The following is a 22,364-nucleotide window of genomic DNA, read 5'->3' as shown; positions in this document are numbered from 1 at the left end:
CTGTAACCGCTCCTTATTCAGGCTTTACTAAAAATAGTGGCTGGCCATATTCTACTAATTGGCCGTCCTTTACAAGCACTTCTACGATTTCACCATTTACTTCTGCTTCAATTTCATTAAATAATTTCATTGCTTCTACAATGCAGACAATGGAATCTTTTGTAACTTTTGAACCGGCTTTTACATATGCATCAGCATCAGGTGATGATGATTGATAAAAGGTCCCTACCATTGGTGAGACAATCTTATGTAAGTCTTCCGCGGCTTCAGCCTTTGCTGCAGGTGCATCTGCCGGAGCTTCTGCTTTTGGCTCTTCCACTTTCACAGCAGCTGGCTGGACAGGCTGTGGAACAGGCGCTAACACTTGAGCGGCTACAGGCTGGACTTGCTGTACTGCGGCTGCTTCATTGCCTTTTTTCTTCATTTTAATTTTAGAACCTTCATGCTCATATACAAATTCATCAATATTTGACTGATCTACCAATTTAATCAGTTCACGGATTTCTTGTACTTTTAACATTTTGGCACCCCTTGTTTTCTCATTGCATCATAATCCCTTTCCCCGTATGCATACACTGCGAAAGAATAGAAACATACGAATGGGATGTTATGCATGGTTTGAATTATGACTAGATACTAATATCATACGATAAGACCTTATAAAACTTCAACATTCTATTAGGTACTGGATAATAATTTCTCTATCCGTCATATATTCCATTCTAATATTTTTCTAAATGTTTGTGAAATGTTTCATGGGATTTAACCGAATTTCATCCAAAATCACTTTCTTTAGTTTATACAATGATACCAAACTGCAAATAAAATTAAATGGGGAGCCCGCAGAATTTTGCAGGCTCCCTCTAAATTATTATTTTTCAACCTGGAATTCAACAGCCACTGCCTCAAGCTTACCAATTTCGTTCCTTACTTCCTGGATGATATTGTTTGCAGCTGAAGCTGAATGATCTTTTGCCTTAACAGTAATTTGAACCTTTTTTCCATCAGCACGGACAAGCACATCTTCATAATCCATCGCTCTGATTAATGTTTCAAGCATCGCTTCCTTTTGAGCGATTTCATTTAATTCATCAATTTGATCTTTTGCCTTCATTCTTTCTTCGGCAGGAAGGTCAGTTTGACCGAGGACCTCCTGCAGGTCTTCCTTCATGCGGCTGCGCTCGTCATCAAGCTGAAGGCGGAGATTTTCAAACATTTCATCACTGGCAGTGTTTGTAATGATCGCTTTGCCATCTTCACTTTCAACTGACTCCATTTCGCCCTCTGCCTTTTCTTCCATTCCAGCAAGGTCACTGCCTTTTTGCTCCGGTGATGTTACATAATAAACCGATAATACAACCACCAAACTCAGCATTGTTAATAGCCAGACCGTTTGTTTCTTTAAAAGCATCTATTATTCCCCCTTAGTTTTTTTAGGCATTACAGATACTCTATGGCTTGGAACATCCAGAGCTCTGGTTACTGCCTCAATAATCCACTTTTTCACTTGTATATTTTCAGCCCCTTTTGCCACAACCAGCACTCCCCTTATTTCAGGTTTCTTGGTTTCTATGACAATGGGAACCTCTTTTTCTCCATTTCGGACAATCACAAGCTGTTCCTCCTGTGACTGATCCTCAACCTTCCTTTTGCCGCCTTCCCGATCTGTTTCATCGGTTTTCTGAGTTTGGGTTGTTTTGTTTTTTTCAAGGACTTTCTTCTCTGTGGCATCCACATTCACCACCACAGTAGCATCTTCTACCCCTATGATTGCATCAAGCGCCTCTTTTATTTGGGCTTCATATGCCTTTTCATAATTGGCAATGGTGTCATTTCCTCCGGATTTCTGCTGGCCGAATACCGGCACCTCTTCCTCCTGCTTCACTTCTTCTCCATTTTTAAAAACGGGCAAATCCCCGGTGGAACTGTCTTCTTGAAACAGCGTATTGCTGATCAGCATGATCGCTGCCCCAAAAAGGAGAACAAGCAGCAAATAATGGAATTTACCGGGTTTCTTATCAGACTGTCCATCTTTGGAAATCATTTTCTTTATCCATGTGAAAGGACCTTTTTCATTATCCATCCCTGTCCATATTCCCCCCTTCTACCAGAACTTCGATTGAGTTTGCGTCTACATTCCATTTTTGTGCGAGAAGAGAAGCAATTCTTTCTGCGTCTTCATGTTCGGGCCCGCTGGATGGAAGAGGTTTCCCGGCATTGATTTCCACTGTTTTAACCACTTCTACAGCTTCAGCTTCTGCATCTTCTGCTTTGAGTTGGATCATGACCTTTTGCAGGTTATCCGGGAAGGCTTGATCACTGCTTTCATCTACTAAAATATCAATGTTAGCAATTTCCAGACCGTACTGTTCCATCAACTCCTCTTCTGCGTCCTGTTTCATGTGGACAGCCATTTGTTCTAAAATATATGCATCACTTGAGGCTTGTATTTCTTTTTTCTTCATTTCTATTAAATTTTCCATATTTTTTTCTCCGGAAGCCTCAAAAACCGGCACAGAAACAAGAGCCTCTTCAAAATCACTTGATATAATTCTCAAGATCGGTGTAAGAATAATCGCTATAAGCAGCAGCCCTGTCACCATTTTGGTGTACTTCTGAAGCTTGGAGCTTGGGAGGAGCATATCTATGACAGTGGCAAGCAGAACAAACAATATGATGTTGGTTACCCATTCTTTTATGAAATCCACTTCATTCCCTCCCTACCTGACCATCATGGTCAAATTGCCGGCCGCAATAATAACTGTAATGCTAAGGAAAAACATTAGGGAGACAATGGCCAGAGCGGCAAAAACATAGATGATGCTCTTGCTGATTATATCCAGGCAGGATATGATCGGCCCTCCCCCCAACGGCTGCAAAATGGCTGCCGCAAATTTATATATAAAGGCAATCATTAAAATTTTGATTGCAGGAAATGCTGCAATAATAAGGAGAATGGCTACACCTGCTATCCCAACAGTATTTTTTAAAAGCACCGAAGCGCTGATTACGGTATCTGTCGCATCTGTAAACATCCTCCCAATGACCGGAATAAAATTCCCTGTAATAAATTTTGCTGTCCGTATGGTTATTCCATCTGTAACCGCGGCCGATGCTCCCTGAACCGATATAACTCCCAGAAAGACCGTCAGGAACATCCCAAGAAGCCCAATGCTCCAATTCCGGAGAAGATTGGCAAGCTGAGTTACCTTATAGTGTTCTGACAATGTGCTGACAATGCTTAAAAGGGCTGATAAAAATAGAAGCGGAAGAATAACATACTGGATAAATATTCCGCTGACATTCATCAAAAATAGTATCACCGGGTGGAAAAACGCTGCAGATACCACACCTCCCGAAGAAGCAATCAGTGCAAGCAGCAGCGGAATGAGTGCCATAATGAATGACACCATGGTGGAAATGGTTTCCTCTGTGTAAGTGACCGCAACATGGAAGCTGTTCAGTGCAATAATAATTAACACCATGAAGACGATGGAATAGGCAGCTTTACTGACAGTACTTTTTTCAAATGAATTCTGCAGCGACTGAAGGAACATGCTGAACACCGTCAGCAATATCAGAGTCCCCAGCAATTTCCCATTGACTATAAACTCATGGAACACAAACTTAATCGCGCCGCCAGCCCAATCTTTTAGTGAAAATTCCTTATCTCCTTTTATGAATTCATAGAGACTCCCCTTTTGACTCTCGGGCAAAAAGCCTCCATATTCTGTGGTGATATCTTCCCAAAATCCTTTTAATTCATTAAGTTCTAACTTCTCCACCTGGGTTTCAATTAAATCCTGCGGGGATATCGTCTCTTCTGCTTCGCCGGTCTTTGGTGAGGCTTGTACAATTGGTGTCAGGAAAAAGAATAGAAATAAGCTCAACCGTAAAATTTTCTGCATCCTTTGCTTCATTTTTTCACCTCTTTTAAAAGACCCTATCTAATACCAGTAATATGAGCCTGTCCAGTCCGGCAGCCTGTAATTTCAGCAGGCAGCCGGCTAGCTCGGAATCATGCGAATAATGGTTTCGATTAATACAGTTAGGATCGGAATGGCCATGGCAAGAATTAGAATCTTCCCGCCCATTTCAATTTTTGCTGCAATAGCTCCCTGTCCTGCATCCTTCGTAATTTGGGCGGCAAACTCAGCAATATAGGCTATTCCGATAATCTTTAAAATGGTTTCAACATAGACGATGTTCACCTTTGCATTGACAGCAATCTTTTCAATCATATGGATAATGGCGTAAATTTGGTCGACCAGAAAAAGAAAGATGGCACAGCCGACAAAAACAATCAGCAAAAACGCAAAATTCGGCTTTTGCTCCTTAACAATCAGCGCCAGGAACGTGGCAACAAGCGAAAATCCGACTATCTGGAGAATTTCAATGGCTGAGCCCCCCTTTTATCCCTGAAACAAAAAGACTGATTTAATTTTTTGGAAAAGGTTATCTACAATGGAAGCAACCATGAATAAGATATAAATAAATCCGAAAAGAGTTACCCATTGGGCGTATTCTTTTTTGCCCACCTGATCAAGAATAGTATGCAAAAAGGCTACAACAATTCCCACACCTGCAATCTTGAATATGATATCTACCTCTAAGCCCATCTTTTCTCCCCCTAAGCTCTGATCAGCGTCCGGCAAATCAAGCCGGCGTATCCTACATTAGTAAAATGATTAAGAGCAATCCGGATAAAAACCCCAAACTTTTGACCATTCTCTCGTATTTCACTTGTCTGTCATGTGCATCAGCCTCTTCACGTTCCAGATGGGAAAGGGTCAGCATGATCTGCTTTTGCTGAGAAAGACGGTCATGTCTTCCAAGTGTTTCGCCAAATTGCTTCATAATCTCGAATTCCCCTTGTTTAAAGGCCGTCATTTTCCATATTTCCTTCAAGCTTTCTTCCCATGCCTCCTTTACTGTCGTCTCGGAATCGGTCAGTTTTTTTGCAAAGGATTCAAAGAACCAGGATAAGGGCTTGGAAAGCTGGGCCGAAAGTCGTCTTGATGCTTCATGAAGAGGTGTATGGCCATACATAATTTCAGCCTCTAAGGACTGCAGTGCCGATTTAAGCTGACGAAGCTGGCGCGGCCGTTCGGTCAGGTGCCTTGAGGCTTCAAACCCTGCCCATGTGGTTGCAATGAGGATAAATACAGCCCCAATAAGCTTCATCATTTACATCACGCCCTCTTGATGCTGATATCCCGCACCGTCTGCGTTTCGAATGCAAACAATGCTGCCCGGCCCATCTTTTCTGCTCAGTTCAATAAATCGCTGAAAAACACCCATTTCAAGTATGGTCTGTAAAGTGGGGCGCCTCTTAATTTCCTCCAGTGAATTTCCATGTGTAGTCATAATCAGCTTTATTCCGGCATTCACCGCCTCCATTATGGCCTCTGCATCTTCATGCCTGCCAATCTCATCGACAACCAGAACCTCGGGGCTCATGGAACGAATCATCATCATCATGCCCTCAGCTTTGGGACAGGCGTCAAGGACATCAATTCTGTTTCCAAAAGTCATCTGCGGGATTCCATTCACACATCCTGCTATTTCGGAGCGTTCATCCACAATCCCAACCTTACTCGCAGGAAGGTCACTGCTTGGATCACCAGATGAAATGATTCTTGCAATATCGCGCAGCAATGTGGTTTTACCAGTCTGCGGCGGTCCAATAATCATGGTATGCAGCCAGCCACCCCTGTAAATTCTCGGAATCAGCTTTTGGGCAATGCCAACTTTCTCTCTGGCAATTCTAATGTTAAAAGAGGAAATATCCCTGATCGCCTTTACCTTGCCTTGCTCAAGAATGACCTTTCCTGCAAGTCCAACCCGATGGCCGCCCTCAATCGTTATATAACCTCTTTTGAGCTCTTCCTCGAGTGTGTAAATCGAGAAATGGCTTATTTTATTCAATAAATGCACAGCGTCTTCTGAATCAACTATATAAGGGAGAAAATGCGGTACTCCCCTTGCTGTCAGCTCAATAGGCCTCGAAATGCGGACCCTGATTTCCTCCAGGTCCTTTAAGATTTTCGGAGGGATTCTCTGTAATTGTTCGGCAATTTTTTTCGGCAAAAAGGCTATAATCGTTTCCAAGTCTGCTCCTCCATTCCCAATCAGCTTTCGGACTAGCTTCTCATTATTTAAAATGTATGCCTGCTGCAAAACAATATGACTTAGATTTGAAAGCTTCACATTTATTTAGTACAAGCTTTTGCCTGAGTAAAAAAATATCTTTCTTCAAAAAATAATTCAAAAAGAATTAGAAAAAGGCTGGTGCGATTTATGAAAGCAAAATGCATTTACATCATGGTTATTTTTCATCTTATTGTTCTTGGTTTCTTACCTGCAGAAGGAATAGCTCATCAAAGAAATACTAATGGACCGCAAAATGTCATTATGATGATTGGGGACGGAATGGGAATTGGACAGATTGAGATTGCAAGAAAACTGGAATACGGGAAGGATGGGCGGCTGTTCCTGGAATCTCTGCCTCACACCGCACTGGTGCATACCGAATCTGCCAATAATTATGTGACAGACTCTGCTGCCGGCGGTACGGCACTTGCAATTGGAAAAAAAACAAATAATGAGATGATCGGAGTTACACCTGATGGGAAGGAAGCAGACAGTATCCTTGATTTATTCAAGAAAAACGGTAAAAAAGCAGGGGTTATATCCACCAATACAGTTACAGATGCAACACCCGCAGCCTTTACAGCAAGTGTTTCAAACAGATGGTCCGGACAGGGGGAAATTGCACGCCAGCAGCTGGAATCCGGGGTGGACGTGCTGCTGGGAGGCGGCAGAGCATACTTCACACCAGAAAAGCAAAGCGGGCGAGATTTAATAAAAGAGGCAAAGCAACAAGGATATGCCTATGCCGGGAATCGGGATGAATTACTGAATGTCAAAGGTTCAAAGCTGCTTGGCTTGTTCCATGACGAATATATGAACTTTAAATTGGACCGGCATTTACTGAACAGCAAAGAACCCAGCTTAAAAGAAATGACTGAAAAGGCGATCGATATACTCTCAAAAGGAGAACAGGGATTTTTCCTCATGGCGGAAGGAGCTAGAATTGATCATGCTTCACACGCAGGTGATATTACAGGCATCTGGAAAGAAACAATTGAATTTGATGAAGCTGTCAAGTATGCGGTCGAATGGGCAAAAAAGGACAAAGAAACACTCGTCTTGATTGTGGCAGATCATGAAACCATGGGGATATCAGCATCAGAACCGCTGGATATACAGCATTTAAAGGAAATTAAGGCGTCTCCGCAGTATATGGCCAGCCAATTGGCAAAAGATGAAAATAGGGGCATTTACCGTTCAGAAAGCGTGAAGAGTGTTTTAAAACAGTATGCAAATATTGATTTAACCGGGCAGGAGATTGAGGCATTTAATGGCAAGCTTAAGAACAAAGACAGCCAGGTTTATCCTCAATACTTAGCAGCATGGGAAATAGGAAGCCTGATTGCTGAGAAATATCATGGGGGAATTTTAACAAATACAATAAGATCTCTTAGCTCAACCGGCGGTCATACCGGCAATATGATCCCTTTATTTGCTTACGGCAATGGGAGCGAAACTTTTACAGGAGTGCTCGAGAATACGGATATACCAAAAAAAATTGCCGGACTAATGAATTACAGCTGGCATTAATGTTCTACGCATTTTCTCTCTTTCTCCCGCGTAATTCTAGAAAGATACATTCATGAAAGCGGGGTCCGAAAGTTATGTATTATTATCAGCCATTTGTCCGCAATACTCTGCAGACTGGAAGCCATGAAAGGTCCAAGACAAATACTTTAAGGGTTTCAGGTGAAGGAAAGTTAGCTGTACAGCCTGATCAGGCTAATATAAAGCTGGGAGTTTTAACAGAAGACCGGGAGCTTCAGAAAGCACAGGAGCAGAATGCAGCTGCCATTTCAAATGTCAAAAAGTCGCTTAATGCCATTGGAATTACAGATAAGCAAATTCAAACGTCTGAATTCACTATTTTTCCTCAGTATGATTTTGTGGATGGCAAGCAAATTTTCCGAGGGTACAGGGTTGAGCATATACTCGCCATTACGATCGATGAAATAGAAAATACAGGACTTGTTGTGGATACGGGAGTGGAAAACGGCGCAAATACGGTTAGAGGAATTACTTTCGAAACTGAAAACCAGCCGGAATTCTACCAGCAGGCATTAAGCATGGCCGTATTGGATGCTTACAAAAAGGCAGAAACAATCGCTGCTGCACTAAGAGTACAATTAATCAGCACTCCAGTATCGATTACGGAAGGAACTTTAGGCATTGAGCAGCCTGTTTCTTTTCAATCCTCCACTTTTGTTAAAAGTGCCGCAAGCACACCTATCCAGCCGGGCACCATAGAAATTGAAAGCCGCATCACGGCCGAGTTCATCTATTACAGCTAGGAAATCTTCGGCTTATAATCACAGTGAAGAAGCAAATACTAATAAGGTGACACTGAGCAATTTTATAGAAAAGAGGTTATAGGATGAATGAAAATTTAGATGAATTTTTAAAAAACCAGAAAAAAGGCGACAGGGCTTATCTGGGCGGAACCCGCGATAACAGAACTGCTCCCACATCTGATCCTGATTATAATAATCGCAATGACACGGACATATCCCCCGGCGCTGAAGGCAGGAAATATAAAGGATAAAAAAATCCCGATTTCTCGGGATTTTTTTAAAACTACGCACGCGATACGTATGAACCATCAGTTGTATTGATGATCAGTTTATCCCCTTCGTTTACAAAGAAAGGAACTTGCACAATCAGGCCGGTTTCAACTGTTGCAGGCTTTGTTCCGCCGGATGCAGTATCCCCTTTAATGCCTGGTTCTGTTTCCGTTACTGTAAGCTCAACAGAGTTAGGAAGTTCGATTCCAAGAGACTCGCCCTGATAAAGCATAATAGCAACTTCCATGTTTTCTTTTAAAAACTTTAATTCATACTCAATTGCTGATGCAGGCAGCTCGATTTGCTCATAAGACTCATTGTCCATGAAAACATGCTGATCTCCATTTGCATAAAGGTACTGCATTTTACGGTTATCGATCTGTGCCTTCCCTACTTTTTCACCTGCACGGAAGGTTTTTTCCTGAATCGCACCTGTGCGAAGGTTGCGCAATTTGGAACGTACAAAAGCCGCTCCTTTTCCTGGTTTAACGTGCTGGAAATCCATTACGCGCCAAATGCCGTTATCAACTTCAATCGTCAATCCCGTACGAAAATCGTTTACTGAAATCATAAGTTTGTCCTCCTAATGTGTACAATTAAAGAATAATCAATTCTTTAGTAGAATGAGTAAGCGTTTCATTATGATCATTTGTTATGACTGTATCATCCTCAATGCGGACACCGCCAAGTCCCGGTATGTAAATGCCAGGCTCCACCGTTACAATCATTCCAGGTTCAAGGATAACATCAGACTTAAATGATAATGCGGGCCCTTCATGCACTTCAAGGCCGATGCCGTGTCCGGTAGAATGGCCAAAATATTCGCCATAGCCTTTACCAGCAATATAGTCACGAGTTAAGGCATCTGCTTCTTTGCCGCTCATTCCAGGTTTGATGCCTTCCATCCCCCGCTCCTGAGCTTCCTGCACAACTGTATAGATTTCTTTCAGCTTATCTTCCGGTTCTCCAACAGCAACTGTGCGGGTAATATCTGAAACATACCCCTTATAGTAAGCGCCGAAGTCCAGAGTGACAAAATCGCCTTTTTCAATAACCTTATCACTTGCAACTCCATGCGGCAGAGCCGAACGGTACCCGGATGCTACGATAATGTCAAACGATGATGAATCTGCACCCGCTTTTCTCATAAAGAATTCTAATTCATTCGAAACTTCCAGTTCCGTAATGCCTGGCCGAATGACATCGAGAATATGTTTAAACGCAGCATCTGCAATGTCTGCCGCCACCTTTATTATCTTAATCTCTGAATCGTCCTTTATCAAGCGTAACTTTTCAATAGTGTCAGAAACAGGGACTAGCTCAAGCTGAACAGCTTTTTCATAGGCTTTATAGGATGAAAAGGTCACATGATTCTCTTCAAAACCAAGCTTTTTAATCCCAAGCAGTTCTGCCTGTTTGGCGACTTCTTCCGGAATGGCACCAGTATGCTTCACAATTTCATATCCTTCACATTGTTTAGCAGCCTGTTCCGTGTAGCGGAAATCGGTTATAAAGAGTGCTTTATCCGCACTGATTAGAACCACGCCAGATGAACCGGTAAAACCAGTCATATAACGGCGATTGTAATTGCTGGTAATCAGCATCCCATCTATCCCTGACTCTGAAAAGCGTGCACGTAATTTTTGAATTTTCTCCATTTTATCCTCTCCCCTTGTCAAAATCCATTAATGCATAAAGTGCCAGTTCATACCCTTTAAAGCCGAGGCCGACTATTTGGCCCATTGCAGCGGGTGCAATGACAGAAATATGCCTGAATTCTTCCCTTGCATGAACATTAGAAATATGTACTTCGATCACAGGAACCTGGATTCCTGCAACAGCATCCCTTATTGCGTAACTATAATGGGTAAATGCCCCGGGATTGAAAATTATCCCCTGTGTGCCATCTTCATTGGCAAGGTGAAGCTTGTCAATGAGCTCCCCTTCGTGATTTGACTGAAAACAGGTCACCTCTGTCTCATATGAAGCACCCAATGCTTTCATATTTTGTTCCAGCTGGTCGAGTGTTTCTTTTCCATAAACACCAGGTTCCCTTTTGCCGAGCAGGTTTAAATTCGGCCCATTTAACAGGAGTATTTTCCCCATATTCAACCCCCTTTTAAACAATTGCTTACGGGCTTTTCCTTCTTTTTAACTTCCTGCTGACAGCACTGAAAAAGAATGCCCATTTAAGAACATTCTATCATAAAGCAAAATTTCATACAGTTCTGATGTATAGCGCTTTTCGCATTATTTTCTTTATCATCGCTCGAAAATAATTGCCATTTCTGCTTTGATAATTTATGAGCATATTTTCATCAGATTAAATCCGGATCTGTGCGGGCCTTTTTTTCATCTTCGGTTTTGCCTTTCAGTTCCTGAGCTTCATATGAAATGGAATATCCTACAAACACACCAAATAAAATATAGAAACAAAGTGATGTAATAATCGTATTTCGCTCAAGATCCCAAAACGGGCTAATTCCAGGGAAGATTGGATTGAGTACAAAAAACACCAGTAAAAAAAGGGCAACTCCATAGCCAGCCCCCACGAAAATACTTTGAAATTTCCGCAGCGCTGCATAATAGATAAGGGCAGCTATAATAGATATCCCCCCTATCAGGAAAATTGAAATCAGCGTCCCAAGCCATCCCTCTTTCCAGGCTCCAATCGTCCAGGGCTCCAGAATAACATTAGGGCGAATTTCCGTGAAATTAAACACATAAGCAAGATAGGCCAGTCCGCTCCAAAGAATGCCTCCAACCAGTCCGGTAATGACCACCATTGTCATAAAAGACATTGGTTTTTCTCTTTGATCCTGTTCCAAGCGCTCTTTTTCATCTGCCACTTTGCGCCACCTCCTTTTCCTATTATGTCCACACACAATTATTCCATTGCATGCAATTTTAAATAAAAGCAGCCGGAATAATATCCACTGCAAAAACCGTTCATATTTTTTATATATTTTCCTGTTATATAGAGGTTTTATGAGATTTTAAGTCGAATAAAATAATTAAGGATGAAGCTCTTTAATTTTGTGCTTTTCCGGTTATGCAAGTTCCGGGACTGGGGTGCACAGCATAAATTTAAGTATAAGCAATTTTCGTGATACTTTGGAAAACCTTACTAAGACTTATTAAAAGTTAATGCTCTTCTGTTTAAATTGTAAAGAAATAGGAAAATTAAAAAATAAAGACAGATTTCATCATTATTTCGATAAACTTTAGCTTATAGAGTTTAAAAGCTTATAAAATTGCTCATCATGCTTTTAGGGAGGTGGCTTTCTTGAAAAAACCATTTACATTTTATATTGTCTCCGGTCTTATAATTCTAGCTGTAATCGGAGTTGCCGTCAGCCTGATCTCAAATCCTGCCGGTTTTTTGCAGAGAATAGCTGTCATTGTCATCATTGGAGCTGTTGTATACTTTCTTTTTCAGCGCTTTAACAAATTTAATCCCTCAAAGCGAGAGCAGCGAGCTTTTATAAAGGCAGCCAAAAAATCAAAAAGACGCTTTAATAATAAAGAATCGGGTTCTGCCAATGGCAGAAAGGGATCTGTCGGTTCCATTACTTCCATTAAAAAGTCCAAAAAAAAGTCTTCTCCACATTTGACAGTCATAGAAGGCAAAAAAGGCAAAAAGAAAAATCGAGCCTCCCTTTAATCCGGGCTCGATTTTTTGCTGATATATTGTTTGACTTAAAGCCCTTGACCTTTCTAATTAATAGCTCCATGATGAATTAATAGCTCCATGATGAAAAAAACTTTTCCGCACATTGCCTGCCGTGCTCCAGAAGATCTTTTTTCTTCTGCTCGGTTATATTAAATTCCGCAGTCAGTACACCATCAGTTGGAATGAAAATAATATTTTGTGCATGTTTTCTCGAGATGTATCTTGCATCATGCGCGTCCTTCATCGTTTCAAAAAGCGCCGCATACATTTGTATGGCGTTGTCGATCTTATTCGGGGGCCGTTCGCTTAAGTTATGACTTAACTTTATCCCGAGCACTGGCCTGGTCTTTTTCACATTCTCCTTATCAAAAAGCCACATGGGAAAATTGCTTAGAACCCCTCCATCCACAATGACACTGGAACCGCTGTATGCGTTCAGCTTGACCGGTTCAAAAAAATAGGGAAGACTGCAGCTCATCCTGATCGCTTTTGCTACCGAAAATGAAGCTGGATCAATGCCATAATGCACAAGATCATCCGGCAGTACAACCAATCTTCCATTTGTCAGGTCGGACGCTATGACTCTCAGCGATTGAGGCGGAAGATCTGAAAAGGTTCTAATCCCCCTGTCAGCCAGCTTTTTAGCCATCCAGGTTTCCAGCTCGGATCCTTTATATAAACCCAGCCGCCAATATAGATTAAGCCATTTTCCGACTGCAAAGGGAATAAAGCTTTTTCTTTCATCAAGAAGTTTTTTTACATCAAACTCATCGACGAGCCGATATATTTCCTCACTTGTATAATTGGCAGCAATTAAAGCAGCCACAATGGATCCTGCACTTGTACCAGCAACCCGCTTGAAGCGAAATCCCCTTTTATGAACTGCTTCATATGCGCCGATTAAGGCAAATCCTTTGATGCCTCCTCCTGAAAAAACACCATCTATATACATGTAAGCCACTCCTGTCGATGTACTTGCTCATAGAGGAACCTTTACTTATACATCTTTAATCAGGAGCTTTTTAAATTAGTACGGCTGACAAGCAAAATTTCATAATTAAGTAAAATATTGCACTTCTGCTTCTGGAAAATAGGAGTGAATATACTCCCTGATTGTATGTTCCAGATCTTTTGCTTCATCTGTCGGATAAACATACTTGCCTATACCATATCTTCCCCACTTATATTTTCGCTTTTCTTCATCCATTTCAAGCTTTGTTTTTGGGTAGCGTTTTTCAATTACTTTTTTTGCCGGTTTCGTAAATCTATGCTGGATTAATTCGAAAGTTAAGCCATTCAGATTGATGCCATCGAGTGAACTGCTTAACCTTTGAAACAGTTCATGGTAGCCTTCACGCCAATCATCGTGCATATAAATGGGTGCTACAATAAAGCCAAGCGGATAGCCGGCATTGGCTACTTTTCGGGCAGCTTCAAGCCGGTCATCAAAAGAGGAAGTACCAGGCTCAAAGTTTTTTATAACATAGCGGGAATTGACACTAAATCGGAACCGGGTTTTCCCATTATGTTTCGCATCCAGCAAATGATCGACATGATGGTACTTGGTGACAAACCGCAGCTGGCCGTATTCAGTCTGACCGATGTATTCAATCGTTTTTTTCAGTGAATGGGTCAGGTGATCAATCCCTACGATATCGGAAGTACACGCTGCTTCAAAGCGTGTCAGCTCTGGGCTGCGCTCTTCCATATATTTAGAGGCCTGATCAAAGATTTCTTCAAGGTTTACATACGTTCGAATATACGGCTTGCTGCCAAGTGTGGTTTGTAAATAGCAATAATGACAGTGACCCATGCAGCCAGTAGCAAGGGGGATGGCGTATTCTGCCGAAGGCTTGGATGTATCAAATTTCAGAGTACGTCTGATCCCTACCACTAAAGTGGATTTAGCATTGCGGTATTTCTGCAATTCATTATCGCCAGGAATATTCCTCACCTGATTATGTGAAGTTGTTTCCCTGATTTCTATATTCATTTTCTCAAATTTTCCCTTTAGTTCTCTTCCTAATGGATACTCAAGAGCTTGAGGCTCTATATAAACTAGCTGAGGGATAAATGGCTTCATTGGATTAACCTCTCTTTGTCAATTTGTCCTGCCGTTATATAATTTCGGCTGAACCCTATGACTGTAGTATGAGCCAAATAATCCAACAGCAAAAAAAGAAGACGGAACAATTATTTCCATCTTCTCTCATTCGTTTTATTTATTATTTTTATGGCTCTTTTCGTATAAATTGTTGTTTTTCACCTATCAATGTTGCCCGTTGATTTCCGCTACAGGATGCTCAGCGAACCGCGGGTCTCACCTGTCCCGCTACTCCCGCAGGACATTGAATAAGCTTCCTTGAGTAAACACCGCACGAAGAAAATGCGAATGCATTTTCGAGGATCTCGCACCTTCCGCTCCAATCAACTCAGTAAATAATATACAAATAGCAACAAACCTTGCGAAAACAGCCATTTTTATAAACCGCATTTCAGCTGGGCATTACAGTTTGTGCAAGTATTGCAGCCGCCGATTTCTTTGACTTTTCCTTTGCGGCATACCGGGCAAGTATTGCCTACTTCTGAACCGATTGTTACATCGGTTGAACGCAGGTCACTGATTGTATCAACCAGCACAACATGCTGCTTTGATTTTTCTTTTTTGACTGTATCAGTACCATCAAAGCTATTCTCTTCAGCTTTCAGTGTCAATACTTGTGAATCGCGTGATCCGTCCACATATACTGTTCCGCCCTTTGCTCCGCCGCGGTATAAGCGTTCATACACCTTCTCAACCTGTTCAACACTGTAGCCTTTCGGTGCGTTGACAGTTTTACTGATCGAACTGTCGATCCAGCGCTGAATTACACATTGGACATCTGCGTGCGCTTCTGGAGCAAGATCCATCGCTGCTATAAACCATTCAGGCAGATTATCAGGGTCTGCATCCGGATTACGGTCTAAATATTCCTGAACAATATCTGCCTTCACTTCAATGAACTTGCCTAAGCGGCCGCTTCTGAAGTATGAGAAGGAGAAATATGGTTCAAGGCCTGTAGAAACTCCAACCATCGTCCCTGTGGATCCAGTAGGAGCAACGGTTAGAAGATGTGAATTGCGGATTCCGCTTTCTAAAATAGAAGCACGGATATCCTCAGGCATTTTCTGCATGAAGCCTGTTTCGGTAAAAGCTTTTCGCAGACGATTCGTTTCTTCAGGACTGTCACCTGTTAAGAACGGGAAGCTTCCTTTTTCCTCCGCAAGCTTTACAGAAGCTTTGTATGCTGATGTAGCAATAGTCTCAAAGACTTTATCAATCAGCACATTGCCTTCTTCAGATCCATATTCTGTTTCACAATAGATAAGCAGATCATGAAGACCCATAACGCCAAGTCCAACTCGTCGCTCGCCTAATGCCTGCTTTTTGTTCTCTTCAAGGAAGTATGGTGTAGCATCTATTACATTGTCCTGCATCCGTACACCTACTTCAACAGTACGCTTCAGCTTTTCAAAATTAACAGTTTTATTTTCTTTATCTGCCATTTCTGCAAGATTCACCGCTGCAAGGTTGCAGACAGAATTTGGCGCCAGAGGCTGCTCGCCACAAGGGTTTGTAGCTACAACCCTTTGTCCGTAAGCCTGTGCATTCGTCATGTCGTTTGCGTTATCGATAAAGAAAATGCCTGGTTCAGCTGAGTATGTTGCACAGATGTTAATCAGGTTCCAAAGCTCTTTCGCTTTAATTTTACGGTGAACGCGGACTTTATAGCCTAGTTTTTCCCACTCTCTGACATCACCGACTTTATGCCATTCTTCGTTGTATGTTTTCATCGTTTCGGCATCATAGGATTCAACATCCGGGAAACGAAGCTCATATTCTGCATCATTTTCAACCGCATCCATAAATTCTTTTGTGAGGCAGACTGAAATGTTTGCCCCTGTAAGGAACTCAGAGTTATGAACACTGTAAGTACCGCCAGCCGCCAGCTTCTCTTCAGCATCTTTTATGATTTTTTCACTGAAGCCGCCATAGCCTGGAATAGTTTTGTAATTAACAATGCCCTGGTACATGGCAATTTCCTGTTCATTAAATGGAGTAAATTTTAATTTTTCTTTAGCATACTTTTTTATCGAATCATCATTTGTATTTTCAAGAAGGAAACGTAAAATTCTCGGGTTTTGCATTTTCGAGATGATGAATTCGATAATGTCCGGATGCCAATCGGATAGCATAATCATCTGAGCCAAAAATGTTATGTTGGTTCGTTACACCAACTCTCTAGGTCACCCTAGAGTTCAGACCATATCTTATACCTTTTTGGTATCCTCGCACTTCGGAAGCACTTGCTCCCTACTCTACTCCCTTCCACCTGCTGGAGGTGTGGTTTCGATGGCCGTTGAACCTTCTCCACTCTTTCGAGACAGGAGCTTGGCTGCTGATTGTCTTTATTTCGCTCTGATTTTCAAACCTTCACGCCTGCCGTTTCCGGCTTCGTTGTGGTTCAGAGGTTACATTAAAGATTTCCCAGCAATTCACGAGGTTTATTTATAGACGAGGCACTTAAGCTGATTTACCACGTCTGGATCCACCTTGCTCAACAAGATGTGTAAGCTTCGCAATATCATCCAGCCAGGAAACCGAACCGGAAGATTTTCCGTTTACCCCTTTAGCCAGTGTATTGCGCGGTCTCAGAGTTGAACCGTTTGTCCCTACTCCGCCGCCGCGGCTCATAATTTCCATTACCTGCTTGCGGTGCTCGGAAATTCCTTCACGGGAATCCTGCACGAAAGGCATTACATAGCAGTTGAAGTACGTAACATCTGTGTCAGCACCCGCTCCATACAGCACCCGGCCAGCCGGAATGAAATTCAGGTTTTTCAATTCCTGATAGAATTTTTCAAACCACTCTTTTTTCTTTTCTTCGGTCTTCTCAACCGCTGCAAGGCCTGTTGCGTTACGCTTGGCGATTTGCTCATAGTAGATTTCCAAAGGCTTCTCTATTACATCAAGAGGCTTTGTAATAATGCCTGTTCTCGATTCTTCCGGATCATCCAGCACTCCTCTGTAATCTTCCTCTACTAAAACCTTTGCTGTCTTGTTTTCCCAGTCAATATCCAGGATGTAGCCTAAGCCGCGTGCCGGAAATTTCGGATCTTCCTTGATGGTGAGAACAACGAAGTCACCGTTTGTGAGTGTCACTTTCTCGGTGTCTTTGAAGGTATAGCGATCTAGCATAACCAAGCGGGAAACACCTTTGTGGGTCATTTTCATATCTGAGGTTACAGGGTGAACCTGAGGAAAGAGACGGATGTCCTTGTTTAAACGTTCAATGTTCAATTTCATTTTTTGTCCTAGAGCAACAGACATTGTTACAACTCCTTCTAATTTCAATTATCTAATTAATGTGTGTAAGTATTCTGTCAGATAGGGTAAATCTATCTGTTTTAAAAGAGTACCCTAAAGTTACCATAACTCAAACCTTAAAATCAATATATAGTGTCCTAAATATTTTCGACACCACTACATATTGTGTCTGATTCAACTGAATCTGATTTTGTCAAACTTAAAATATACTAAAATTTAAAGAAAAACAGAGTTAACAGCCGATTTCCGACAATTAACGATAAATTTTAACATATTTTGAAGCTTGCACTTTTGTAAAGCAGTAATTGGAAAAATATTCATTAAAAAAAGAGAAAAAGCTACTTAGCCGCTTTTATCTCTTATAGTTCCAGTCATCACTTTCATATCGTTCATTTGCGATCTTTTGTACATATGCCATCTCTTCATCTGAAAGCTCGTAAGGTTCCAGTACAATGTTCAGGCCTTCCTCAAACCCTTTCTTGAAAGCTGCCTTAGCCTGTTCAAGAGTAATATTTTCTGCTGTCAGCTCATTTATGGCAACAGCTTTATTTTTAAAAGCCTTTTGCATTCTCTCTTTTACCCGGTCATTAGGATATTTGAATAAGCTGAACAGCTTGTCTTCATCCAAATCAAGCAAAATAGAGCCATGCTGAAGGATTACACCTTTTTGTCTTGTTTGTGCACTCCCAGCTACTTTACGGCCTTCTACAACAAGTTCATACCAGCTTGGAGCATCAAAACAAACAGCAGATCTTGGATTTTTTAGAGAGTCCCTTTCTTCAGCCGTCTTTGGTACAGCAAAATAAGCTTCCATTCCGAGGGCGTGAAAACCTTTTAGAATTCCTTCAGAAATGACTCTGTATGCTTCAGTTACTGTACTTGGCATTTCCGGATGGGCTTCAGGAACGATGACACTGTATGTGAGTTCATGTTCGTGCAGCACCCCTCTTCCGCCTGTAGGTCTGCGGACAAATCCCAGGCCATGCTGCTTCACTGCTTCCATATCTATTTCTTTTTCAACCCTTTGGAAGTATCCAATTGAAAGAGTTGCGGGATTCCAGCCGTAAAACCGGATTACAGGTGGCATCTTCCCATCACTGTTCCAGTCAAGCAAGGCTTCATCCAAAGCCATATTAAAAGAAGGAGAACCTTCTCCTGAATCAATAAACCGCCAAACTTCTTTAGTCATATGTAACCCTCATTTTCAATTTCTTTAACTGGTCGTATGCGGATATTAGTCTAACAAAATTCCGATGAAATTTAAAGCAAGTTGAATTTCCATAACAAATTTAACAGATTTCCTTTACTCCAATCAGGAAAGACTTATATAATATTAGTTGGCTTACCTATGTGTGAAAGGAGAAAGACATATTGGAAACACTTTATTTCATTCTTATCATTTTGGGTGCAATCATTACCTATTCTGTCATAACGTGGTTTTATCAGCGCCGAATTGTTAAAACGCTTACTGAAGACCAGTTTAGAGAAGGCTATAGAAAAGCCCAATTAATCGATGTTCGCGAACCAAATGAATTTGAACATGGCCATATTTTAGGTGCACGCAATATTCCGCTTTCACAAATGAAAATGCGCATGAAAGAATTGCGTCCGGACAAGCCAGTCTACTTATATTGCCAGAGCGGTATGAGAAGTGCAAGAGCTGCCCAGTTTTTGCACCGTAAAGGCTACAAAGACCTTTCACACCTGCAGGGCGGATTTAAAAAATGGTCCGGAAAAGTGAAGGCGAAAAAATAATAGCGTTATTTGAAAAGGCCCCGTCAGTTTGACGGGGCCTCTTGTTTATTATTGTTTTTGGTAACGAAGAACCGGCTTTCTTGCAGCCATTGTTTCGTCCAGACGGCCAATCACTGTTGTATGAGGTGCTTCCTGAACAATCTCAGGGTTTTCCTCAGCTTCTTTTGCAATTTGAATCATGGCGTCGACAAAAGCGTCCAGTGTTTCTTTAGATTCTGTTTCTGTCGGCTCAATCATGATGCACTCTTCCACGTTAAGCGGGAAATAGATGGTTGGCGGATGATAGCCAAAGTCTAGAAGGCGCTTGGCTATATCCAAAGTACGCACCCCAAGCTTCTTCTGGCGCTTGCCGCTTAAAACGAATTCATGCTTGCAATGTCTGTCAAATGGCAGGTCAAAGAATGGCTCAAGTCTTCTCATCATATAGTTTGCGTTTAGTACCGCATTTTCCGTAACAGCCTTCAGTCCATCCGGCCCCATAGTACGGATATAAGTATAAGCCCGGACATTGATGCCGAAGTTTCCATAATACGGCTTCACGCGGCCGATTGATTGTGGGCGGTCATAATCAAATTCATACTGGTCACCATTCTTAACCAAAACAGGCTTCGGAAGGTATGGGATTAGATCCGCTTTTACGCCGACAGGGCCAGATCCAGGTCCGCCGCCGCCATGCGGTCCTGTAAAGGTCTTATGAAGATTAAGGTGAACCACATCAAATCCCATATCTCCAGGTCGTGCCTTTGAAAGTACAGCATTCAGGTTAGCTCCATCATAGTAAAGCTTTCCGCCGGCGCTGTGAACAATCTCAGCCATTTCAAGAATGTTTTCTTCAAACAAACCTAAAGTATTCGGGTTAGTCAGCATAAGAGCAGCAGTATCCTCGCCAACCACTCTTCTCAGGTCCTCTAAATCCACCAATCCATTTTCATCCGATTTAACCGTTACTGTTTCAAATCCTGCTACTGTTGCGGATGCCGGATTTGTTCCATGGGCAGAGTCAGGAACGACTACTTTAGTACGTTTGCTATCACCATTAGCTTCATGATAGGCACGGATCATCATTAATCCAGTCCATTCTCCGTGCGCTCCTGCAGCCGGCTGAAGTGTAACTTCATCCATTCCTGTAATTTCAATCAGGTGCTCCTGCAGATCATACATCAATTCCAGTGCACCTTGAACAGAGCTTTCATCCTGCAGCGGGTGCAAGTGGGCAAAACCGTTGAAGCGCGCTACATTCTCATTGATTTTAGGATTATATTTCATTGTGCAGGATCCAAGTGGATAAAATCCCGAATCAACACCATGATTTCGTTTGGAAAGTGCAGTATAGTGGCGCATTATATCAAGTTCTGACACTTCCGGCAGTTCAGGCTCTTCTTCTCGCAGATATCCCTCAGGAAGAAGCTCGCCCAGGTCAATTTCCGGAATATCCATTTCAGGCAGGCTGTAGCCGATACGGCCTTCTGTGATTAATTCAAAGATGAGTGGCTGATCTTCCTTATGCATGGTAATCCCCCATTTCTTTAACGAATGCATCGATTTCTTCCTTCGTTCTCAATTCCGTTACAGCAACAAGCATATGATTTTTCAGGTCAGCATAATCTCTGCCCAAATCGTAGCCGCCAATAATGTCCTTTTCAAGAAGCTTTTGATTTACTTCTTTAACAGGCTTATTCAGCTTGATGACAAATTCATTAAATGAAGGGCCTTCGAATGGAGCTTCAAAGCCGGCAGCCTTAAATTGCTGTTTTGCATAATAGGCTTTTTGCATATTGGCAGCAGCCATTTCCTTTACGCCCTTCTTGCCAAGAGCAGTCATCGCTACAGATGCCGCCAGTGCGTTGAGAGCCTGATTGGAACAAATGTTGGACGTTGCCTTATCACGGCGTATATGCTGTTCACGCGCCTGAAGGGTAAGCACGAAGCCGCGGCGGCCCTGATCGTCTACCGTTTGTCCGACAAGACGTCCCGGCACTTTTCTCATCAGCTTGGATGTTACGGCAAAATATCCGCAATGAGGGCCTCCAAAAGCAGTAGGAATACCAAAAACCTGAGCATCTCCTGCTACGATGTCTGCTCCGAACTTCCCTGGAGGAGTAAGCGCGCCAAGAGCAAGCGGGTTGCTTGAAACAACAAACATAGACTTGTGGGCATGGATAATTTCCTCAAGTTCTTTTAATGGCTCGACTCTGCCAAAAAAGTTAGGGTACTGTACAATCACAGCTGCGATATCATCGCCAATCATTTCATTTAGGGCTTCAAGGTCAGTGGTGCCGTCTTTATGAGGGATCTCAATCACTTCAATATACTGGCCCTTTGCGTATGTTTTGACTACTTCCTTAGATTCAGGGTGAACTGCGCTTGAGATTAGTATTTTCTTCCGTCGTGTGCTCCCTGCGCTTAGCATGGCTGCTTCAGCAAGAGCTGTCCCGCCATCATACATGGATGAGTTGGCAACATCCATTCCTGTTAATTCACAGATCATGGTCTGGAATTCGAAAATTGCCTGCAGCTCCCCCTGGGAAATTTCCGGCTGGTAAGGAGTATAGGCAGTATAAAACTCTGAACGGGATAATACATGATCGACAATGACTGGCATGTAATGATCATAAACTCCCGCACCAAGGAAAGATGTATTTGTGCGAAGATCAGCATTTTTCTGAGCCATTTTAGTAAGCTCTTTCAGTAAGGCTGTCTCTGATTTTGCCGGCTTGATTTTATATTCGCCCTTAAATCTTACACTCTCGGGAATATCACTGAATAATTCTTCCACAGATCTGACGCCGATTTTCTCAAGCATTGCTTTCTGGTCAGACTCTGTCATCGGTAAATAGCGATGTTTCATCATTTT

Annotated in this window: 23 protein-coding genes and 2 pseudogenes; 5 read left to right on the top strand and 20 right to left on the bottom strand. The window is 42.2% G+C overall.

Going from position 1 to position 22,364, the window contains the following annotated elements; all coding sequences use genetic code 11:
- Positions 1 to 13: 13 nt before the first annotated feature.
- From accB to spoIIIAA, 9 genes are all read right to left on the bottom strand, one after another.
- Positions 14 to 520 (bottom strand): acetyl-CoA carboxylase biotin carboxyl carrier protein, encoded by a 507-nt coding sequence (accB, locus tag NYE23_RS02215; protein ID WP_341075135.1) that lies wholly within the window; start codon positions 518 to 520, stop codon positions 14 to 16.
- A gap of 351 nt (positions 521 to 871) precedes the next feature.
- Positions 872 to 1,411 (bottom strand): SpoIIIAH-like family protein, encoded by a 540-nt coding sequence (locus NYE23_RS02210; protein ID WP_341075133.1) that lies wholly within the window; start codon positions 1,409 to 1,411, stop codon positions 872 to 874.
- 3 nt (positions 1,412 to 1,414) lie between these two features.
- A complete protein-coding gene (spoIIIAG, locus tag NYE23_RS02205; protein WP_341075131.1) occupies positions 1,415 to 2,083 on the bottom strand; it encodes a stage III sporulation protein AG in 669 nt (222 codons plus the stop codon).
- Entirely contained in the window at positions 2,076 to 2,708 is a 633-nt protein-coding gene (gene spoIIIAF / locus NYE23_RS02200) for a stage III sporulation protein AF (RefSeq protein ID WP_048008238.1), read from the bottom strand. Before spoIIIAF ends, spoIIIAG begins: the two co-directional genes overlap by 8 nt.
- Positions 2,709 to 2,720: 12 nt before the next feature.
- Complete coding sequence (gene spoIIIAE, locus NYE23_RS02195; protein ID WP_341075129.1) at positions 2,721 to 3,920, bottom strand: stage III sporulation protein AE; 1,200 nt, start codon at positions 3,918 to 3,920, stop codon at positions 2,721 to 2,723.
- Positions 3,921 to 4,007: 87 nt separating this feature from the next.
- Positions 4,008 to 4,397: a stage III sporulation protein AD gene (gene spoIIIAD, locus NYE23_RS02190; protein ID WP_172581968.1), complete on the bottom strand. Its 390-nt coding sequence runs from the start codon at positions 4,395 to 4,397 to the stop codon at positions 4,008 to 4,010.
- A gap of 15 nt (positions 4,398 to 4,412) precedes the next feature.
- Positions 4,413 to 4,619, bottom strand: a complete 207-nt coding sequence (gene spoIIIAC / locus NYE23_RS02185) for a stage III sporulation protein AC (protein WP_009332905.1) — start codon at positions 4,617 to 4,619, stop codon at positions 4,413 to 4,415.
- Positions 4,620 to 4,671: 52 nt separating this feature from the next.
- Positions 4,672 to 5,187 (bottom strand): stage III sporulation protein SpoIIIAB, encoded by a 516-nt coding sequence (spoIIIAB, locus tag NYE23_RS02180; RefSeq protein ID WP_341075128.1) that lies wholly within the window; start codon positions 5,185 to 5,187, stop codon positions 4,672 to 4,674.
- Positions 5,188 to 6,111 (bottom strand): stage III sporulation protein AA, encoded by a 924-nt coding sequence (gene spoIIIAA, locus NYE23_RS02175; RefSeq protein WP_341075127.1) that lies wholly within the window; start codon positions 6,109 to 6,111, stop codon positions 5,188 to 5,190.
- A 189-nt stretch (positions 6,112 to 6,300) separates the two neighbouring features.
- Here spoIIIAA and NYE23_RS02170 point away from each other — a divergent pair, with 189 nt between their 5' ends.
- The 3 genes from NYE23_RS02170 to NYE23_RS02160 all read left to right on the top strand — a co-directional run bounded on the left by NYE23_RS02170 (position 6,301) and on the right by NYE23_RS02160 (position 8,695).
- The gene (locus tag NYE23_RS02170) at positions 6,301 to 7,683 is read left to right on the top strand and encodes an alkaline phosphatase (protein ID WP_341075124.1); all 1,383 of its coding nucleotides are present in this window, start codon (positions 6,301 to 6,303) and stop codon (positions 7,681 to 7,683) included.
- A gap of 74 nt (positions 7,684 to 7,757) precedes the next feature.
- Positions 7,758 to 8,444, top strand: a complete 687-nt coding sequence (locus tag NYE23_RS02165) for an SIMPL domain-containing protein (RefSeq protein WP_341075122.1) — start codon at positions 7,758 to 7,760, stop codon at positions 8,442 to 8,444.
- A gap of 83 nt (positions 8,445 to 8,527) precedes the next feature.
- Entirely contained in the window at positions 8,528 to 8,695 is a 168-nt protein-coding gene (locus tag NYE23_RS02160) for a hypothetical protein (RefSeq protein ID WP_035329991.1), read from the top strand.
- Between the two features lie 32 nt (positions 8,696 to 8,727).
- Here NYE23_RS02160 and efp read toward each other — a convergent pair whose 3' ends face one another.
- From efp to NYE23_RS02140, 4 genes are all read right to left on the bottom strand, one after another.
- Entirely contained in the window at positions 8,728 to 9,285 is a 558-nt protein-coding gene (gene efp / locus NYE23_RS02155; protein ID WP_035329990.1) for an elongation factor P, read from the bottom strand.
- 25 nt (positions 9,286 to 9,310) lie between these two features.
- Positions 9,311 to 10,372: a M24 family metallopeptidase gene (locus NYE23_RS02150; RefSeq protein ID WP_341075119.1), complete on the bottom strand. Its 1,062-nt coding sequence runs from the start codon at positions 10,370 to 10,372 to the stop codon at positions 9,311 to 9,313.
- Between the two features lies 1 nt (position 10,373).
- Positions 10,374 to 10,820 carry a type II 3-dehydroquinate dehydratase gene (aroQ, locus tag NYE23_RS02145; protein WP_341075116.1) on the bottom strand — a complete coding sequence of 149 codons (447 nt, stop codon included), beginning with the start codon at positions 10,818 to 10,820 and terminating at the stop codon, positions 10,374 to 10,376.
- A 212-nt stretch (positions 10,821 to 11,032) separates the two neighbouring features.
- Positions 11,033 to 11,563, bottom strand: coding sequence for a YqhR family membrane protein (locus NYE23_RS02140; protein ID WP_341075115.1), 531 nt, complete (start codon positions 11,561 to 11,563; stop codon positions 11,033 to 11,035).
- Positions 11,564 to 11,991: 428 nt separating this feature from the next.
- Between NYE23_RS02140 and NYE23_RS02135 the strand changes: the two genes are divergently transcribed.
- Positions 11,992 to 12,378 carry an SA1362 family protein gene (locus NYE23_RS02135; protein ID WP_341075113.1) on the top strand — a complete coding sequence of 129 codons (387 nt, stop codon included), beginning with the start codon at positions 11,992 to 11,994 and terminating at the stop codon, positions 12,376 to 12,378.
- A 76-nt stretch (positions 12,379 to 12,454) separates the two neighbouring features.
- On the opposite strand, the gene NYE23_RS02130 is transcribed toward NYE23_RS02135, so the two are convergent.
- From NYE23_RS02130 to NYE23_RS02110, 5 genes and pseudogenes are all read right to left on the bottom strand, one after another.
- Positions 12,455 to 13,339 (bottom strand): patatin-like phospholipase family protein, encoded by an 885-nt coding sequence (locus NYE23_RS02130; RefSeq protein WP_341075111.1) that lies wholly within the window; start codon positions 13,337 to 13,339, stop codon positions 12,455 to 12,457.
- 105 nt (positions 13,340 to 13,444) lie between these two features.
- The gene (gene splB / locus NYE23_RS02125; protein ID WP_341075109.1) at positions 13,445 to 14,470 is read right to left on the bottom strand and encodes a spore photoproduct lyase; all 1,026 of its coding nucleotides are present in this window, start codon (positions 14,468 to 14,470) and stop codon (positions 13,445 to 13,447) included.
- Positions 14,471 to 14,868: 398 nt separating this feature from the next.
- Positions 14,869 to 16,635: pseudogene (locus NYE23_RS02120) on the bottom strand (vitamin B12-dependent ribonucleotide reductase); the annotation flags it as partial.
- Positions 16,636 to 16,963: 328 nt separating this feature from the next.
- Positions 16,964 to 17,758: pseudogene (locus NYE23_RS02115) on the bottom strand (ribonucleotide reductase N-terminal alpha domain-containing protein); the annotation flags it as partial.
- A 349-nt stretch (positions 17,759 to 18,107) separates the two neighbouring features.
- The gene (locus tag NYE23_RS02110) at positions 18,108 to 18,944 is read right to left on the bottom strand and encodes a lipoate--protein ligase family protein (protein WP_341075106.1); all 837 of its coding nucleotides are present in this window, start codon (positions 18,942 to 18,944) and stop codon (positions 18,108 to 18,110) included.
- Positions 18,945 to 19,126: 182 nt separating this feature from the next.
- Between NYE23_RS02110 and NYE23_RS02105 the strand changes: the two genes are divergently transcribed.
- Complete coding sequence (locus NYE23_RS02105; protein WP_341075104.1) at positions 19,127 to 19,510, top strand: rhodanese-like domain-containing protein; 384 nt, start codon at positions 19,127 to 19,129, stop codon at positions 19,508 to 19,510.
- Positions 19,511 to 19,558: 48 nt separating this feature from the next.
- Here NYE23_RS02105 and gcvPB read toward each other — a convergent pair whose 3' ends face one another.
- Both gcvPB and gcvPA read right to left on the bottom strand, forming a co-directional pair.
- Entirely contained in the window at positions 19,559 to 21,019 is a 1,461-nt protein-coding gene (gene gcvPB, locus NYE23_RS02100) for an aminomethyl-transferring glycine dehydrogenase subunit GcvPB (RefSeq protein ID WP_341080574.1), read from the bottom strand.
- The gene (gene gcvPA / locus NYE23_RS02095; RefSeq protein ID WP_341080573.1) at positions 21,012 to 22,358 is read right to left on the bottom strand and encodes an aminomethyl-transferring glycine dehydrogenase subunit GcvPA; all 1,347 of its coding nucleotides are present in this window, start codon (positions 22,356 to 22,358) and stop codon (positions 21,012 to 21,014) included. Before gcvPA ends, gcvPB begins: the two co-directional genes overlap by 8 nt.
- Positions 22,359 to 22,364: the final 6 nt, after the last annotated feature.

The organism is Cytobacillus sp. FSL H8-0458, from assembly GCF_038002165.1.
GTDB lineage: Bacteria > Bacillota > Bacilli > Bacillales > Cytobacillaceae > Cytobacillus.
Note: the sequence above shows the minus strand (reverse complement) of the source record. Positions and strands in the feature narration are given on the sequence as shown.

What these genes read in the sequence shown, in the direction of transcription:
- NYE23_RS02210 (WP_341075133.1), bottom strand. Translation starts at nt 1,411, where the DNA reads ATGCTTTTAAAGAAACAAACGGTCTGGCTATTAACAATGCTGAGTTTG.
- efp (WP_035329990.1), bottom strand. Translation starts at nt 9,285, where the DNA reads ATGATTTCAGTAAACGATTTTCGTACGGGATTGACGATTGAAGTTGAT.
- spoIIIAC (WP_009332905.1), bottom strand. Translation starts at nt 4,619, where the DNA reads ATGGGCTTAGAGGTAGATATCATATTCAAGATTGCAGGTGTGGGAATT.
- spoIIIAB (WP_341075128.1), bottom strand. Translation starts at nt 5,187, where the DNA reads ATGATGAAGCTTATTGGGGCTGTATTTATCCTCATTGCAACCACATGG.
- gcvPA (WP_341080573.1), bottom strand. Translation starts at nt 22,358, where the DNA reads ATGAAACATCGCTATTTACCGATGACAGAGTCTGACCAGAAAGCAATG.
- aroQ (WP_341075116.1), bottom strand. Translation starts at nt 10,820, where the DNA reads ATGGGGAAAATACTCCTGTTAAATGGGCCGAATTTAAACCTGCTCGGC.
- gcvPB (WP_341080574.1), bottom strand. Translation starts at nt 21,019, where the DNA reads ATGCATAAGGAAGATCAGCCACTCATCTTTGAATTAATCACAGAAGGC.
- accB (WP_341075135.1), bottom strand. Translation starts at nt 520, where the DNA reads ATGTTAAAAGTACAAGAAATCCGTGAACTGATTAAATTGGTAGATCAG.
- NYE23_RS02170 (WP_341075124.1), top strand. Translation starts at nt 6,301, where the DNA reads ATGAAAGCAAAATGCATTTACATCATGGTTATTTTTCATCTTATTGTT.
- splB (WP_341075109.1), bottom strand. Translation starts at nt 14,470, where the DNA reads ATGAAGCCATTTATCCCTCAGCTAGTTTATATAGAGCCTCAAGCTCTT.
- NYE23_RS02110 (WP_341075106.1), bottom strand. Translation starts at nt 18,944, where the DNA reads ATGACTAAAGAAGTTTGGCGGTTTATTGATTCAGGAGAAGGTTCTCCT.
- spoIIIAE (WP_341075129.1), bottom strand. Translation starts at nt 3,920, where the DNA reads ATGAAGCAAAGGATGCAGAAAATTTTACGGTTGAGCTTATTTCTATTC.
- NYE23_RS02150 (WP_341075119.1), bottom strand. Translation starts at nt 10,372, where the DNA reads ATGGAGAAAATTCAAAAATTACGTGCACGCTTTTCAGAGTCAGGGATA.
- spoIIIAG (WP_341075131.1), bottom strand. Translation starts at nt 2,083, where the DNA reads ATGGATAATGAAAAAGGTCCTTTCACATGGATAAAGAAAATGATTTCC.
- NYE23_RS02165 (WP_341075122.1), top strand. Translation starts at nt 7,758, where the DNA reads ATGTATTATTATCAGCCATTTGTCCGCAATACTCTGCAGACTGGAAGC.
- NYE23_RS02160 (WP_035329991.1), top strand. Translation starts at nt 8,528, where the DNA reads ATGAATGAAAATTTAGATGAATTTTTAAAAAACCAGAAAAAAGGCGAC.
- NYE23_RS02130 (WP_341075111.1), bottom strand. Translation starts at nt 13,339, where the DNA reads ATGTATATAGATGGTGTTTTTTCAGGAGGAGGCATCAAAGGATTTGCC.